The organism is Cohnella sp. GCM10012308 (genome assembly GCF_042649185.1).
Taxonomy (GTDB): Bacteria; Bacillota; Bacilli; order Paenibacillales; family Paenibacillaceae; genus Cohnella.
In genome coordinates this window covers 17186-33868 of record NZ_JBHRYU010000020.1, presented here as the reverse complement: position 1 = coordinate 33868, position 16683 = coordinate 17186, and the positions used below count along the sequence as shown (strand labels likewise).

Genomic DNA, 16683 nt, shown 5'->3' with positions numbered 1-16683 from the left:
GATGCGTGGAAATTGGAGAAAGCGTATTCAAATGGGAATGGCCGTACTGCTGCTTATATCCGCGACGATACAAACGGCCGGGAAGGCCCGTGCGGATGAGCCTGTAGGCGCAGCCTTGTATGTATCTGCGGCAGGCTCGGATACGAATCCCGGCACCGAAGCCGCGCCCTTTGCGACGATCGAGCGTGCGCGGGAGGAGATTCGATCGCTGAAGCTAGGCGACGACCTGCCGGCCGGCGGCGTCACGGTATATTTGCGCGGCGGCGTTTATGCCCGCTCCGAGACGTTCGCGCTCGGCGAGCAGGATTCGGGCACCGCATCCTCGCCGATCGTCTATGCAGCATACCCGGACGAGGAAGTGCGATTTACCGGATCTGCGACGCTTGACGGAGACGACTATCGGGTCGTCTCCGATCCGGCCGTGCTGGCGCGTCTTCCTTCATCCGTTCACGGTTCCGTTTACGAGTACGACTTGGCGGGCGCCGGCATTTCGAATTACGGCTCGCTTCAGCAATACGGTTTTCATATGCCGGAGGTCGATCCGCCTGCCGAGCTGTTCTATGAAGACGAGCCGATGACGCTGTCTCGCTGGCCCAATTCGGGTTATGTGCTGACCGGCACGGTGACGGATCCCGGAGCCGAAGGACCTCCCGCGCGCGGCGCCGTCTTCGCGTACGCCGACGAGCGGCCTGAGCAATGGAGCGATCCGAGCGACGTATGGATGTACGGCTACTGGTATTGGGACTGGGCGGACGGCAATATGAAGATCGATGCTATCGATGCGGCCAACAACAGGATCACGACCGAGTCTCCGACCTACTTTTCCGTCCGCGGCGGACAACGCTATTACTACTATAACGTGCTGGAAGAGCTGGACAGTCCCGGCGAATGGTACCTGGACCGCGGCGCGGGCAAGCTTTATTTTTATCCCCCTGCAACGCTGTCGGGAGAAGCGACCGAGCTCTCGTTGCTTGACGAGCCGCTCGTATCGATGGATGAAGTCGACTACGTCACCTTCCAAGGTATCACATTCGAAAATGCGAGGAATCTCGCGGTGCGCATCGAAGGCGGTTCCTACAGCGGCGTTGCGGATTGCGTGCTGCGCAATCTGGGCAATATCGCCGTATCGATCCAGGGCGGCTACCGCAACGGCGTATCCGGCAGCCTGATTTACAATACCGGAAGGGGCGGCATCCTGCTCGAAGGCGGCGATCGCGACACGCTGGGGGCGGGCGAACTATACGCGTCGGACAACGAGATCCATGATTATAGCCGCGTACAGGCGACCTACAGCCCGGCTATCGAGCTGCGCGGCGCAGGCAACCGGGCGGAGCATAATCAGATTTACAATGCGCCCCATCTTGCCATCCTGATACACGGCAACAATCATGTCATCGAGTACAACGATATCCACGACGTTCTGCAGGAAACCGATGACGCTGGCGCCATCTATATGGGGATGGACTGGACCGAACAGGGCAATGTCATCCGCTTCAATTATTTGCACGACCTGCCCCGCATCGGCGTCTACCTGGACGATCTGGCGAGCGGCACGCTCGTCTACGGCAATGTATTTGCGAGGGTCGACCAAGGGATGCTGCTCGGCGGCGGCCGGGACAACACGGTCGTGAACAATATGCTGATCGACGGAAACTCCTCCTTCCTGATCGACGACCGGGGACTGGGCTGGCAGCATATCGCCTGCGAAGCGGGAGGCGTGCTGCGTACCAAGCTGGCGGAAGTGCCGTACGATCAGGAGCCTTGGACCTCCCGTTATCCGAATTTGGCCGGCGTACTTACGGATAATCCCTGCTCGCCCATGTCCAATACGGTGCGCCAAAACGTGTTCTATCGGACGCCCGACCTGTCCGCTGCCTCTGCGGCGGTCGAGCTGGGCAGCATCGACGGCAACTGGCAGACGTCGACGAATCCGGGCTTCGAGGACGAAAGCGGCGGCAACTATGCGCTGACCGCGGGCGCAGCCGTGTTTACAGCCATACCCGGCTTCAAGCCGATTCCGTTCGAGGCGATCGGTCCCCGTCCGGACGGCGCGCCGGCATCCGATCCGCAGACGCCCGACACCCTGACGCTGTTCGCGACCGGCTCCGCGCTGCGCGTGGGCACCGGCGTCAGGCTGTGGTCCATCGCGGACACCGTATACGGCACTTATCTTGATACGTTCGGGCATCTCGCCTATACAAGCTCCGATCCGGCGGTCGCCAGCGTCGACAGCCTGGGCAATGTCTTGGGCCTGTCGGTCGGCGAGACGGAAGTGACGGCCACGGCCGCCTATGGTTCGATCGTCCTTAGCGATACGATCCGGCTGCAGGTGATGGAGAGCTTGCTGGACGGCGTCTCGCTCTCGCTCGACAAGCCCGGCGCGGAAGTCGGACATACGGCATCGATCGCCGTATCCGGGACGATGACCGGCGGCGCTGCGGCTGACCTGGCGGAAGCCTCGATCCAATACGAATCGAGCGACGATGCGATTGCCGAAGTGAGCGGCTCGGGCATCGTCACGGCAAAGAAGCTCGGCTACGTCTCTCTGACCGCACGGGTGACGCTGGACGGTGTCCTGAAGTCGGCCTCGGTTCTGTTCGCCGTCTATCCCGACGGCTCAGGCGACCCTTCAGCGCCCTGGCAGCTGCGCAACTTTGGCGCGACGCTGGGCGCCGCCTACAAGCATTCGAACGGCGATCTCTCCCTGATCGGGAACGGCGCGGACGTATTCGGCTCCGCGGACGCGTTCACCTATCTGTTTCAGCCGACTGCGCAGAGCGAGGAGACCGTCGCTACTTCCGTAACGGCCATCGTCTACGCCCTGGACGGCACGAACGCGGACGCGGCGGCCGGCCTCATGTTCCGCGGCGGCGACGCGGCAAGCAGCGACAATGTCATGCTGCGGGTGCTCCCTGGCGGCGGGTTGCGCATGACCTACCGTAATGCCGCCAATCCCGGTTCCTGGTTTATTGTCGGTCCGGACGCATCGTACCCGGTCGAGCTTAAGCTGACGCGCGAAAACGATTGGTATATCGGCTATTACAAGTCCGGCGGCCTATGGACAGAAGTCGGCCAGGTGCAAGCGGAGCTGGGGAATACGCCGAACGCGGGACTGGCCATGTTCTCGCATCAATCGCTGCCGGCCGAAGCCCGCTTCGGGAACGTATCGATCGACGAGACGCCGATGGAGCTGACGCGTCTTGAAGCCGCGGCCGGCAACCACCGGCTTGCATCCGGTCAGACGCTGGATCTGCAGATGCGCGGCGTCCTCGGATCGCATCTCCAGGTCGAGCTGCCCGGCGCGCAATTTACCTATGCCACTAGCGATGCATCCGTCGCCACGGTCGACGCTGCAGGCATCGTCACGGCCGTCGGGCTCGGCAGCTCGACAATCAGCGTTACGACCAGCGTATACGGCTATTCGCTATCCGGCGCGTTCGATATCGAAGTCGTGGCGACCCGCGATCCTTACGGCGCGGTCTACGCCGGTACGGCCGACGAGCTGCACGGCGGACTCACCGCGGGCGGTTCGGGTACCCTGGGCAATACGGCGGCGGGCTCATGGGCGAAGGTCGCCAATCTCGACTTCGGCGCGAATGCGCCCGTTAGCTTCGGGGTCGAGGCAGCCGTGCCGGCAGAGCTGGCAGGCGGCACGATCTCAGTCCGTCTCGATCGGCCGGACGGTCCCGAGATCGGCGTCCTGACCGTCGCCGCCACCGGCGGCTGGGACGACTACGTTCCGCAGCGAACGACGCTGTCGGCCCCGTCAGCGGCCGTCGGCATTCATGATGTTTATTTCGTCTTCAGCCGCTCCGGCACGGCCAATATCGGCCGCTTCGTTTTCGCTGGCGATATCGCATTCAGTCCCGATGGCAGCGGGACGCCCGCGCCTGAGGCCGAGACGACGATATCGGTCGCGGGCGACGGAGCCGGCTTCGATCCCGAGGCGTTCGAATATGCCTGGTCCGAGTCGACCGTGCCGCCCGTCGGAGGATGGTCTTCCTTCACGCCGGGCGACACGATCGTCAAGTATCTGGCTGGAGACGGCGACTGGTACATGCATGTGCGCGGACTGGATCTGGTCGGCAACCGGATTTACGCCCGGTCAGACGTGTTCATGCTAGAGAACTCGCATACGCAGTTCACCGGACTGGAAATCTCCGCGGGCAGCAGCAGGAGCAAGCTAAGCGCCGGACAGACGCTCCAGCTTGCCGTTACCGGCCTGGCCGGTCCTTACTCGGCGGCACTGCCGGAGACGACGTTCGCCTATACGAGCAGCGACTCGGCCGTCGCGACTGTCGATGCCGCAGGCGTCGTTACCGCCGTCGGTCTCGGCATGGCGACAATCAGCGTAGCAGCGACTGTGTACGACCAACCGCTCTCGGGCGAGTTCGTCGTCTCGGTCGTAACCACTCGAGACGCGTACGCCGCCTGGTATGCCGGCACGGCCGACGAACTGCACGGCGGACCGAGCGCCAGCGGTCTCGCGATCGGCAATACGGCCCCCGGTTCCTGGGCCAAGTTCGCGAATGTAGACTTCGGCTCCTCGGCGCCCTCGCGCTTCGGACTGGAAGCTGCCGTACCCGATTCGCTGGCCGGCGGAACCGTCTCTATTCGAATCGACAGACCCGACGGTCCCGAGATCGGGCGGTTGACGATTGCCGGGACGGACGACTGGGACGATTACGAGTTGCAGGAGACGTTGCTGTCGAGTCCGGCACCGGCCGTCGGCATTCATGACGTCTATCTCGTATTCAGCAATTACGGTACCTGCAACGCTCGTCTTGTCGTTTTCTCGCCGGATACTTTTATTGAACCGGACTGACCGACAAGCGTTAGAGACTAACGCGATTTCTATTGAACGAAGGAGATTCGGATATGCGTTTACAAAATGGAACGATCCGCAGCGCGATCATCGGGTATGGCGGGGAGTTTAACATGGGCAAGCATCATGCGCTTGAAATGAAAAACGCCGGCATCGAGCTGACGGCCGTATGCGACATCAATCCCGATCGGGCGGCCGAAGCTGCGAGGGATTTCCCTGCTATACGCACCTACACGAGCGTAGAGGAGCTGCTAAGTCAGCCCGATATCGATCTGGTCACCGTTATTACCCCCCATCATACCCATGCGGACCTGGCATCCGCGGTACTGGAGCACGGCAAGCATTGCATTTTGGAAAAGCCGATGTGCATTCATGCCGACGACGCGAGCCGTCTAACCCGGCTGGCGCATGATCGCGGTCTCATGCTCTCAGTCTATCATAATCGGCGCTGGGACGGCTGGTACTTGACCGTTCAGGATCTTGTCTCGCGCGGGCAGCTCGGCGATATCTTTTATGCCGAATTCTACTTCGCAGGCTTCGACCCGATGCGCGACTGGTGGCGCTCCGACAAGGCCGTATCCGGAGGCGCATTCTACGACTGGGGTGCCCATTATGTGGATTGGACGCTCGGCCTTATTCCTTCCGCCGTACGATCGGTGCGAGGCTACGCGCAGAAGCGGCTCTGGCACGGCCATACGAATGAGGATCAGCTCGACGGTCTGATCGAATTCGAGAACGGCGCGGTCGTGCATGCGCAGGCTTCCTCGATCGCCCATGCGGGCAGAGGCGAGGAGCGAATATTGGGCACGCGCGGCGCGGTCACTTTGAACCGGCGCGACGATTACTTGACGCTGCATACGCAGCTCGAAGGCAACGCCATTGAGACCCGCGTGCCGATTCAGCCTTCGCGCTCCGAGGCCTACTATCTCAACATCGCCGCCCATCTGCGGCTGCAGGAGGCGCTCGTCGTGCAGCCCGAGCAGGCCCGCCGCGTCATCGCGGTGCTGGAGGCGATTACCCTATCGGCAGAAAGGCGCGAGCCGTTGACCGTGCCGTACGAGTCAGGGGCGGGAGCTTTATGAGGAAGGGAAACGACGGAAAGCCCCGTTTGGCCGTTCAACTGTATACGCTCCACGATCGGATGGCCGCGGACCTCGAGGGTACGCTGCAGGCCGTGCGCGAGATCGGATACGACGGCATCGAGTGGGCCGGGCTTCATGGCCGCTCGCCGGAGGAGGCCGGTCATATCGCTCGGAGACTCGGCCTCGACTCTGCCGGCATGCATGTGGGCGCAGATCGTCTGTTCGAGGAGCTGCCTGCTTTAATCGAGGAAGCCCGGCTGCTGGAGACGCGGCATATCGTCTGCTCGGCGATGCCTGAGCGACTGCGCCATCCGGACGGTTACCGGGAGTTCCGCAGGCGGATCGGCATCGTCGCTTCCGCCCTCGCGGCCGAAGGCTTGACGATCGGCTACCACAACCATGACTTTGAGCTTCGAGAGACGATCGAAGGCATCACGGCGCTGGCTTACTTGCTGGCGCCTGACGCAGACAACGCTCTGCTGGCGGAGCCCGATGTGTACTGGTTGGTTCGGGCGGGCGTCGACCCGTTAACGTTCCTGCAACCGTATGCCGGCCGTGTGCCGACAATTCATTTTAAGGACATGGCGGCGGACGAGTCGCGGGGGTTCGCCCCCGTCGGCACGGGATCGATCGCCTTCGAGCCGATCGTGCGCTGGTGCGAGCGGCACGACGTCGAATGGCTCATCGTCGAGCAGGACGAATGCCGAACCGATCCGATCGCTTGTATTCGCACAAGTCTGACCAATCTACGAACGATGGAGGCAACCATTCGATGACGACCGACAGCCAGGCGCGCCCGTCGAAAGCCCAGCTCGCATGGCAGGATCTGGAGCTCGGCATGTTCTGCCATTTTGGCATCAATACGTTTACCGGCAATGAATGGGGTGACGGCACGGATGCGCCCGGGCGATTTAATCCGACTCACTTCGATGCGAACCAGTGGGTGAGCGTCGCGAAGCGGGCAGGCTTCCGGTATTTAATCCTGACCGCCAAGCACCATGACGGATTTTGCTTGTGGCCTACGCGAACGACCGATTACAGCGTCCGCAGCAGCCCTTGGCGCGACGGCCAGGGAGATGTCGTGCGGGAAGTATCGGATGCGTGCCAGGCGGCGGGCATTGCTTTTGGACTCTACCTCTCGCCCTGGGACCGCCACGAGTCTTGTTATCCGGATCAGTCCGCCTACGACGACTTTTACGCCGAGCAGTTGACAGAGCTTCTGACGCAATACGGGCCGCTCGTCGAAGTATGGTTCGACGGTGCCGGCTCCGAAGGCCGGGCCTACGACTGGGAGCGCATCATGTCGCTGACGGAGCGTTACCAGCCTGGTGCGATGCGCTTCAATATGGGGGTGCCGACGATCCGCTGGGTGGGCAATGAGGACGGCGTCGCGCCGTATCCTTGCTGGAATCGGGCGGCGTCTGCGCGAACGAGCATGTTTACGAACGATATGCTCACCTGGCTGCCGCGCACGCCGCTATGGGTGCCTGCCGAATGCGATGTGCCCATCCGTCGTACAACCTGGTTCTGGCATCCGGAGGAGGCCTACAAAATACGGCCGCACGAGGAACTGCTCGATATCTATTACCGTTCGGTCGGTCACGGCTGCAACCTGCTCATGAATCTGGCGCCGGACGATCGCGGTTTGATTCCCGATGCCGACGCCGATGCGGCGATCCGCATGCTGGACGACGTACATGCCCGGTTCGCGAATCCCGTCGCCGAGACGGCAGGCGAAGGAGAACTGCTGCTATGGCACGCCCCGAAGCCCGCGACCTTTGATCACGCGGTGCTTATGGAGCAGATCGAAGAGGGGGAACGCGTGCGAAAATATGTATTGGAGGCTCGCCTTGGCGACGGCGCGTGGACGGAGCTTGCGTGCGGCAGCGCGATCGGACACAAGCGAATCGATGTGTTTCCATCCGTTACGGCAGACCAAGTGCGGCTCGCCGTCCGCGAGTCGGAGGGCATGCCGCTGATCCGTTCGCTGCGGTTGTACAATACGGGCGCCGTGTCGGATGCTGGCTCGGCGATAAACCTTGACGGAACTGCTGTAGACAATACGAACGATGCAATCCCGCTTGCCGGAAAGCCAGGAGCTTCCTTATGATGCGGACGCTGCTGCTGAGCGGCAGCAACAATCACGACTGGCGGCGTACGACACCCTACTGTCAGGCGCTGCTGGAATCAACCGGATATTTTGCCGTGGATGTCTCGCTCGATCCTGGGCGTGAATTGCAGGATGCCTTCGATCCGGCGGGCTACGATCTGATCTTTACCGATTATAACGGTCCCGATTGGCCCGAGGCCGCCAGACATCATTTTATCGATGCCATTCGGGCGGGAGCCGGCTTGCTCGTGCTTCATGCCGCCAACAATGCTTTCCCCGATTGGCCTGAATACGGGCAAGCGATCGGACTGCGATTTCTTCCGCCCGCTTCGGGTCATGGCGAATTTCATCGTTTTCGCGTCGAACCTTTATCGGATCATCCTATTGCCGCCGGTCTTGACCCCTTTTTTACGTTTGACGAGCTTTATCACGGGATGCTGCCGATGGAGGAGACCCATTATGAAATTGTAGCCAGCGCTTATTCCGATCCGGCACGCGGCGGCTCGGGCAAACGCGAGCCGGCAGCGATTGCGCTCCGCCTTGGCGCCGGTCGCGTGTTTCATATGCTGCTCGGACATGTATGGCCCGAGCCCGTCGATCCGCACTATCGCGGCCATGAGATGACTGCGCTGGAGAATGAAGGATTCGGACAGCTGCTGCTGCGGGGATGCCTGTGGGCGGCAGGCGGCGATCCGGCTCGTCTGTCGGTATAATTGTTGGTGCGAATATCCACAATTCATAAACAGGCATGTCGTTATGTAGCGAATGGCTAGGACAATAAACCTATACACATGAACAACCGCCAGACTTATCCACAGTCTGGCGGAGTTTATACACATATGTGGATAACGTTGTGCAAATCTTAAGCGTCGGTCTCCACGGCTTTTGCTGCATCCGAATGCTTCGCGTTCTCCTCGGCAGCATCTGCCGCAGCATCCGCTTCGTCCTCGGTGATCTCCTTCTGCGGCGCAAGCACGGCGATGACGACCGTATCCTCGTCTTGTACCGGCTTGACGCCGGACGGGAACGCGAGTTGGCCGATCGTCAGGTTCTCGCCGAAGCCGAGCGACGAGATATCCGCAGACACGGACTCAGGCAGGTCGCGGGCTACGCATTCCACTTCGATCTCGTGAAGCACGACGGTCAACAGGCCGCCTTCCTTCTCGCCGGGGCTCGTACCCGTCACTTCTACGCGGACCGGGGCTTTGATCTTCTCATTCAGATTAATCTGGTGGAAATCGACATGAAGCACCTGACCGCTCAGCTTGTCGCGTTGGATATCCGTCAGCAGCACGGACTGGTTGCCGCTGCCCGGCACGTCCAGCTGCAGTACCGCATGCGCGTGACCGCGCAGCAGGCTGGACAGCTCCTTGCCGTCGAGCGCGATGGTGCTCGGCTCCTGCAAGCCCTTGCCGTATACTACGCCGGGTACCCGTCCTTGTATCCGAAGCTGCCTAAGCGCACCTTTCGTGGAACGCTGGCGCGATTCCGCACGCAATGTCGTCGTCATACCGATTCCTCCCGATTGCTGCAAGATTTGAAGACATGCATTTATTTTACCCTTCGGGAGGAGGCGTTAAACAAAAAAGGGAACATCGGGGGAAGCACAGCAGGACCACATCGGAATCGCAAAAGAAGGCCGCGTCATCTCCATGGAGACGGCGCGGCCTTCAAACGGTCAGGCGTGCGGTTCAAAAAGCTTGCTGATAGACTGCTGCTCGTGGATGCGCACGATCGCTTCGCCGAGCAGCGGAGCGACCGACAGCACGCGCATCTTGGTCGAGGCGCCAGGCGTGCGAAGCGGGATGGTATCGGTCACCGTCACCTCGGTGATCGGCGATGCCTCCAGCCGTTCCATAGCTTGTCCGGACAGCACGGCATGGGTACAGCAGGCGTAGATCTCCCTCGCGCCTGCCTCCTTAAGCGCCTGGGCTGCCAGGCAGATCGTGCCGGCCGTGTCGATAATGTCGTCGATCAGGATCGCGGTGCGTCCGGAGACGTCGCCGATGATGTTCATGACCTCGACGACGTTGGGCTCCGGACGGCGCTTGTCGATGATGGCAAGCGGCGCCTGGAGCTCGTCCGCAAGCCGGCGCGCCCGCACCACGCCGCCGTGGTCGGGAGAAACGACGACTGGGGCGATCAGGCCCTTGCTCTGGAAGTAATCGCCGAGGATCGGGACGCCCAGCAGATGATCGACCGGGATGTCGAAAAAGCCCTGGATCTGCATGGCGTGCAGGTCCATGGCGATCACGCGGTGCGCGCCTGCCGTCTCGATCAGATTGGCGACCAGCTTGGCCGTGATCGGGTCGCGCGACCGCGCCTTGCGGTCCTGGCGGCCGTAGCCGTAATAAGGAATGACGACGTTGATCGTCTTGGCGGAGGCGCGCTTGAGCGCGTCGACCATGACGAGCAGCTCCATCAGATGCTCGTTGACCGGCCAGGAGGTCGACTGGACGACAAATACGTCCGCGCCGCGCACGCTCTCGTTCAGCCGGATGTGAATCTCTCCGTCGCTGAAGCGGGTGACCTTCACGTCGCCGAGCGGCACGCTGATATGCCTGGCGATCGCTTCCGCCAGGCGAGGATTCGAGCTGCAGGAAAATAGCTTCAAGGTGTTGTCAGGGTAGCTCATAAGCGCCTCGCTTTCGATGAGGGCGATGGCGAGCCCCGCGCCTGCGCGCGGGGCGGCCGAGGATCGCCGTCCGTTTAAATCTGTCCGCTATTCGCGGGAGTCTTCGCCGTCTATGCGCTTAGCTGCGGATTCCTTCTTTGACTTGGCTCTCGCGCGGAGTTTGTCCGCGTAGCCTTCCTTGTTCACCTGGCGCGCGCGCGCGATCGCAACGCTGCCGTCGGCCACGTCATGCGTGACGGTGGAGCCGGCGACCACGTAGGCGCCGTTGCCGATGGTCACCGGGGCGATCAGGTTGGAGTTGCTGCCGATGAAGGCATCGTCGCCGATGACGGTCTTCGATTTATTATACCCGTCGTAATTGGCGGTAATCGTCCCGCAGCCGATGTTGGTGCCGCTGCCGACGACCGCGTCGCCTACGTAGCTCAGATGCGGAACCTTGCTGCCGGCGCCGATCTCGGCGTTCTTGATCTCGACGAAGTCGCCGATCTTGACGTTGTCCGCAAGCTTCGTGCCAGGCCGCAGGTAAGCGAACGGACCTACGGCGCATCCGCTGCCGAGCTGCGCCGACTCCGCCACCGATTGGCGGATCGTCGTGCCGTCTCCCACGGCCGTGTCGGTCAGGTCCGCGCCTGGACCGATGACGCAATCCTCTCCGATGACCGTGCCGCCGCGCAGGAACGTGCCCGGGTACAGCACCGTGTCGGCGCCGATCTGCACGCCGGCCTCGATGTAGGTTCCGGCAGGATCAACGATCGTCACGCCGTTCGTCTGGTGACGGCGCGCGATTCGCTCCCGCATCAGACGCTCCGCCTCGGACAGCGCGATGCGGTCGTTGACGCCGATCGACTCGGCCGGATCCGCAGCGACCGATGCGGAGATGCGCTCGCCGCGCGCCTGCAGAATGCCGATTACGTCGGTGAGGTAATATTCGCCCTGGGCATTATCGTTCGTCACGGCGGCGAGCGCCTCGAACAGCTTCAGGTTGTCGAAGCAATACGTGCCCGTGTTGATCTCTTGGATCGCCGCCTGCTCCGGCGTGCAGTCCTTCTGCTCCACGATGCGCAGCACGCTGCCGTCTTCGCCGCGGACGATGCGTCCGTAGCCTGCCGGCTGCGTGAGCTCCGCGGTCAGAATCGTGGCGGCTGCGCCTTCGGACGCGTGCAGCGCGATGAGCGCTTCGAGCGTCTCCGAGCTGACGAGCGGCGTATCTCCGCAGACGACGAGCGTCACGCCGTCCGTGCCGCCGATTGCGGATGCGGCCTGAAGCACCGCGTGTCCGGTCCCCAGCTGCGTCTGCTGGAGCGCGTATTCAACCGAATCGCCCAGCGTCTGCTGCACGGCCTCGGCGCCGTGGCCGACGACGACGACGGCACGCTCGCAGCCGATGCCGCGGACCGCGTCCAGCACGTGCCCGACCATAGGCTTGCCGCATACGGGATGCAGCACTTTATATAATTTGGATTTCATCCGCTTGCCTTGTCCGGCAGCCAGAATCACAGCCATTCTCGTCATATCGGGCAGATGCCTCCTTTTCCCGCTTTCCCGCGCGCACGGTATTTTTCACTTGTGATCATAGCTTATTACAAAGCAAATGAAAAGAGAGCCGTCGCCGGCTCTCGTCGATGCTACTTCATATTCTCGGCGCATATCGCCGCTAAGCGCGAACACAAGCACTACGCACCCTCGACCAGCACCTCTTCTTCCTCCACGGCGGCGCGCTCGTACTCGGCGAGTACGGCGGACTGGATCTTCTCGCGCGTGCCCGAAGAAATGGGATGCGCGATATCTCGGAATTCTCCGTCGGGCGTACGCTTGCTCGGCATCGCAACGAACATGCCGTTGTTGCCGTCGATCACGCGAATATCATGGACGACGAACTCGTTGTCGATCGTGATAGACGCGATTGCCTTCATTCGCCCCTCGGAATTAACGCGGCGGAGTCTAACATCTGTAATTTGCACTTGTGTTCACCACCTTTGCCCCATCAGAAGACTTGGTGTAATATTCCACAAAATCGTGCGGATTCCTTCTTAAATCTGGTAAAACTAGTCCATTATTTTAAATATTTTTTCAATACCGGATAATGTCGACATCGTACGCCCGCATTGGCTTTATTTCGACAAAAACTCCGTTTTCGCGCGGCATCCCAGCAGCGCAAAACGGAGTTCCGGAACGGCATTTTTTGCCGCCTTTGAACGCATCTCCCAAGATCCGGAAGGTACTCCCCTGAATTTCTATCCACCCTGCGAGATTGCCTTCGACGGGAGCTCTCGGCTCCATGTAGAAGCTCGCAATTTGCAAAAAAAACCGCTAACCTCAAAATTGAAGTCGGCGGTTGACGTTCGCGATCGATTCCCCCATCCTTTGCTTAATCAAGGCTGAAAGAAGTTGCCTGGCTGAACGGCGATATGCTTCGTTTTCAGATCGACCTCGGTGAGCCGCGCCAGGGAAATATAATCGTGGAGCAGACGTTCCTCGTTGTCCACCTCGCCAGATTCCACAAGCACGCCGACGCCGGCCACGATCGCCCGGAATTCGCTAAGTAGGTCGACCATGCCTTGGATCGTACCGCCGGCCTTCATAAAGTCGTCGATGATGAGCACGCGGCTCTGCTCCTTAAGCGCGCGGCGGGCCAGCGACATCGTCTGAATCCGCTTGTTGGAGCCGGAGACATAATTGATGCTGACGACGGAGCCCTCCGTCACCTTGTGGTCGCGTCTGACGATGACGACGGGAACATTGAGGTACTGAGACGCGGCATGCGCCAGCGGAATGCCCTTCGTCTCCACCGTCATGATCACATCGATATCCCGGTCCGCGAAGGCGGTGGCGAACATGCGTCCGAGATCCTGCAGCAGCCCGGGCTGGCCAAGCAGGTCGGTCATATATAAATATCCGCCGGGCAGCAGACGATCCGGCTGCTCCAGCATGCTGCATACATCTTCGATCTTGCGGAGCGCTTGATCCTTGCGGCACTTCGGAATGAAGCGTACGCCGCCGGCCGCGCCCGCCAACGTGTGAAGCTCGCCGATTCCTTCGTCCTCGAACACTTCCTTGATGATCGCGAGATCCTCGCTGATCGAAGACTTGGCGGACTGGTAACGCTCGGCGAATGCTGTCAACGATATTAACGTGTGGGGACGATCCAGCAGATATTGCGTCATTTCAACGAGCCGCGCACTGCGCTTTAACTTTTTCATCCAACCCACCCCGTCCAAAACCGAATATTATAACGATATAATAACACTTTTATCCGGTTTTGGGCAAGGCGTCAAAAGCCCCATGGCACCCTTTCTTACACCAGATGGAACTGGCTTATAGAATACTCAGGTGAGCATGCGTACAACGTAAACCTCTTTGCAAAATCCGCGCAGACCGTTGTAGATGCGAGCCAGCTTCGACTCCTTGGATACGAGTCCGAATACGGTCGGCCCGCTGCCGGACATGAGTACGCCGTCCGCGCCGAGCCGCGTCATCACTTCCTTGATCTGCCTGACCTCCGGATAGTGGGCCAGCGTCACTTTCTCCAGCACGTTCCCCAGCGCGCCGCACATCCGGTCGAAGGATCCTTCGCGCAGCGCCGCCAGCATGTCCGGCACGGACGGATGCTTCCCGACCTCGCTCACCCGGAAACGCCCGTACACGTCGGCCGTCGACACGTTGATGGGCGGCTTGGCCAGCACGACCCAGCACTGCGGCGGGCTCTCAAGGCTCTCCAGCCGCTCGCCGCGCCCCGTCGCCAGCGCCGTGCCCCCGCGTACGCAGAAGGGCACGTCGGAGCCCAGCTCGGCGCCTAGCGCCTCCAGCTCCGGCACGCCAAGATTGAGATCCCAGAGCCGGTTGAGCCCTCGCAGCGCAGCAGCGGCATCGCTGCTCCCTCCTGCGAGCCCGGCAGCCACGGGAATCTGTTTGTCCAGGTAAATATAGACGCCTTTCTTGACGCCGTAACGCTGCTTGAGCAGCTTGGCAGCCTGAAAGGCTAAGTTCTTCTCGTCAAGCGGGATAAAGCCGGCTTGGCTGGCCAGCACGATCTGATCGCGCTGCAGCTCCTCGAGCGCGAGACGATCGGCGAGATCCACCATCGTCATGACCATTTCCACTTCATGATAGCCGTCTTCCCGCTTGCGCAGCACGTCGAGCACCAGATTGATTTTCGCCGGCGCTTTCTCATATATTTTCGTCATATGCCCACCTGCCAGACCTTCTGCTTCGCCTGATTCCTGTCGTTCCAAAGCTTAACATATTATAACAAACCCCTGCCCGAATTGCGATTTGACAGGAATGGACTTTTATATGTAAAAGCCGGGGATGCCCCCGGCGGCTTCGTCTTCCCCGCAATGCGCCGGACCTGTGCCGCAGCCGGGCTGTTGCCCCGCCGGCATGTCAGTCCTGCTTGCGCGCAAGCGACTGTTCGGCGAGCTGGATCGCCCGCTTGACCATATTGCCTGCGTCCTTCGTGCTGATGGCGCCCCAGCCTTCGCTCTCGACCTTCCCGTAGAAGCCCAGGTCCTTGGCGAGCTCCGTCTTAAACGATTCGGTCATCGTCCGTCCTCTGCGCCTGCTCATGCGAATCCCTCCCCGTGTAGCTATAATTACGGTTTGCGCAAACAAGCTGCGCGGCCGTCAACCTTTAGGGTGTCCCTGAGCCGCCCCCAAAATGCAAAACAGGCAGTCGTGCCTGTAACGGCGCGACTGCCTTAAAGATCCAAAAGCTCAGTGCTGCAAATCGATGCGGACCTGACCTTGTTCATTGCACAGCATGACTTCGACGGACTCGGTGAGAATGTCGGCATAGCTGTACGAGACACGCTTGAACGCATTCTGCTCCTGGTCCAACTTGACGATGAACACCGACGGGTAAATTTCTTCGAGAACTCCCGTGCGTTCGATGGTTTTACGGCGGCCACCGTTGGCGCGGAGCATGATCTTGGATCCGATATGAGGCTCCAAGCTTCGTTTGATATCCAGAAGCGCGTTCTTGGACATGTCCACTACCACCTCTTTCCCTGTAAATTATACCTAAATACAGGGGAGGTGTCAAGTGGTTAAATATTATATCAGCGGACAAGAAATATTGTCAATAATGTTTTTCTAATATCATTTTAATTTTAACCAAAATGAGTCTGGGGAAATAGATTTCAGCCAAATTCCGCGGCCGTGAGCGTCGGGACGATGTTGGTTGGCTTGATATTCGGAAGTCCGATTCGGTATTTGCCAAGCGACTCGACCCCGCCGACGCCCCGCATGCCGCTGATCGTATTCGAGATGACGTCCGGCAGGTCGATCGTCTCCCGGAACGGCGTAAAGGCCGCGCGGACGGCGACATAGACCGGATCCAGCGCATGGATCATGATGCGCGCAGGCGAGCTGGCAAAGTTGGCGCCGGCGGACATCAGTGCCTCGAAGTGAGACTGGCAAGCGCCAGCGACGACGATCAGGGAATCCTTGCTCTTATCGTAGCTGCGCGCGGTTCGGACGGCCTGGATGAAGTTGCCCGTGTTTTTATAACTCGACAGCTGATCGTAATCGGTTCTGTTCTTGTAGACGCCGTCGTGGCCGGTAATCACCACGATATCGGGCATCACCTTGGGCAGCAGGTCGGCTACTGCGGCCGCCATCTGCGATTCGTGGCAGTGCACGCCTTCGGCGGGCATGCGCAGCTGCCTATATACGGCCATGCTCTTTTTCAAATAATTGACGTCGCCGTCCAGATGGAGCACCTTGCCCGGCATCTCAAAGTACGGTTTGCTCTGCCCGGACGAGGCCGCTTCCTCGATCCCCTCTTGGACATGGGCGCGCTCCGCCTGCATCCGTCTCACCGATTCGCCGGCCTGCACGCGTGCCGTCCGGGGGCCGCGCAGCTCGTCCGGGTTCCGTACCTGCTCGAGGTCCCCTACAGGCGCGTCCGCGAGCAGCCGATAATCCGTTCCCCGCAACACCGCCGTGTTCTGCAGCAGGGCCGCGATCCGGAACAATACATCGCCGCCGTACGATTTGCGGACGACCAAGTCCCCTAGCTTCATGGGCGTAT

At 60.7% G+C, this 16683-nt stretch carries 14 protein-coding genes; 5 read left to right on the top strand and 9 right to left on the bottom strand.

Annotated elements, in window-relative coordinates; all coding sequences use genetic code 11:
* The first annotated feature begins 1 nt into the window (after window position 1).
* Genes ACFOTD_RS20550 through ACFOTD_RS20530 form a run of 5 tightly spaced genes read left to right on the top strand, consistent with a single transcriptional unit; the run spans window position 2 to window position 8730 of the window.
* On the top strand, window positions 2-4825 hold the full coding sequence (locus ACFOTD_RS20550; RefSeq protein WP_378121804.1) for a carbohydrate-binding protein: 4824 nt from the start codon (window positions 2-4) through the stop codon (window positions 4823-4825).
* A gap of 53 nt (window positions 4826-4878) precedes the next feature.
* Window positions 4879-5907, top strand: coding sequence for a Gfo/Idh/MocA family protein (locus ACFOTD_RS20545; protein ID WP_378121803.1), 1029 nt, complete (start codon window positions 4879-4881; stop codon window positions 5905-5907).
* A complete protein-coding gene (locus tag ACFOTD_RS20540; RefSeq protein ID WP_378121802.1) occupies window positions 5904-6683 on the top strand; it encodes a sugar phosphate isomerase/epimerase family protein in 780 nt (259 codons plus the stop codon). The genes ACFOTD_RS20545 and ACFOTD_RS20540 overlap by 4 nt, the downstream gene beginning before the upstream one ends.
* Window positions 6680-8017 carry an alpha-L-fucosidase gene (locus ACFOTD_RS20535; RefSeq protein ID WP_378121801.1) on the top strand — a complete coding sequence of 446 codons (1338 nt, stop codon included), beginning with the start codon at window positions 6680-6682 and terminating at the stop codon, window positions 8015-8017. The genes ACFOTD_RS20540 and ACFOTD_RS20535 overlap by 4 nt, the downstream gene beginning before the upstream one ends.
* Window positions 8014-8730, top strand: coding sequence for a ThuA domain-containing protein (locus tag ACFOTD_RS20530; protein WP_378121800.1), 717 nt, complete (start codon window positions 8014-8016; stop codon window positions 8728-8730). The genes ACFOTD_RS20535 and ACFOTD_RS20530 overlap by 4 nt, the downstream gene beginning before the upstream one ends.
* Before the next feature lie 149 nt (window positions 8731-8879).
* On the opposite strand, the gene ACFOTD_RS20525 is transcribed toward ACFOTD_RS20530, so the two are convergent.
* From ACFOTD_RS20525 to yabG, 9 genes are all read right to left on the bottom strand, one after another.
* Window positions 8880-9527, bottom strand: coding sequence for a 50S ribosomal protein L25 (locus ACFOTD_RS20525; RefSeq protein ID WP_378121799.1), 648 nt, complete (start codon window positions 9525-9527; stop codon window positions 8880-8882).
* A 168-nt stretch (window positions 9528-9695) separates the two neighbouring features.
* On the bottom strand, window positions 9696-10652 hold the full coding sequence (locus ACFOTD_RS20520; RefSeq protein ID WP_378121798.1) for a ribose-phosphate diphosphokinase: 957 nt from the start codon (window positions 10650-10652) through the stop codon (window positions 9696-9698).
* 87 nt (window positions 10653-10739) lie between these two features.
* Window positions 10740-12164: a bifunctional UDP-N-acetylglucosamine diphosphorylase/glucosamine-1-phosphate N-acetyltransferase GlmU gene (gene glmU, locus ACFOTD_RS20515; RefSeq protein WP_378121797.1), complete on the bottom strand. Its 1425-nt coding sequence runs from the start codon at window positions 12162-12164 to the stop codon at window positions 10740-10742.
* Between the two features lie 161 nt (window positions 12165-12325).
* Window positions 12326-12613 (bottom strand): septation regulator SpoVG, encoded by a 288-nt coding sequence (spoVG, locus tag ACFOTD_RS20510; RefSeq protein ID WP_067781204.1) that lies wholly within the window; start codon window positions 12611-12613, stop codon window positions 12326-12328.
* 411 nt (window positions 12614-13024) lie between these two features.
* Window positions 13025-13852: a pur operon repressor gene (purR, locus tag ACFOTD_RS20505; RefSeq protein WP_378121796.1), complete on the bottom strand. Its 828-nt coding sequence runs from the start codon at window positions 13850-13852 to the stop codon at window positions 13025-13027.
* A gap of 126 nt (window positions 13853-13978) precedes the next feature.
* On the bottom strand, window positions 13979-14836 hold the full coding sequence (gene ispE / locus ACFOTD_RS20500) for a 4-(cytidine 5'-diphospho)-2-C-methyl-D-erythritol kinase (protein ID WP_378121795.1): 858 nt from the start codon (window positions 14834-14836) through the stop codon (window positions 13979-13981).
* A gap of 199 nt (window positions 14837-15035) precedes the next feature.
* A complete protein-coding gene (locus tag ACFOTD_RS20495) occupies window positions 15036-15218 on the bottom strand; it encodes a small, acid-soluble spore protein, alpha/beta type (protein WP_378121794.1) in 183 nt (60 codons plus the stop codon).
* Window positions 15219-15365: 147 nt separating this feature from the next.
* Window positions 15366-15638 (bottom strand): biofilm formation stimulator Veg, encoded by a 273-nt coding sequence (gene veg / locus ACFOTD_RS20490; RefSeq protein WP_277529852.1) that lies wholly within the window; start codon window positions 15636-15638, stop codon window positions 15366-15368.
* 152 nt (window positions 15639-15790) lie between these two features.
* Window positions 15791-16675, bottom strand: a complete 885-nt coding sequence (gene yabG / locus ACFOTD_RS20485) for a sporulation peptidase YabG (RefSeq protein ID WP_378121793.1) — start codon at window positions 16673-16675, stop codon at window positions 15791-15793.
* Window positions 16676-16683 lie beyond the last annotated feature (8 nt).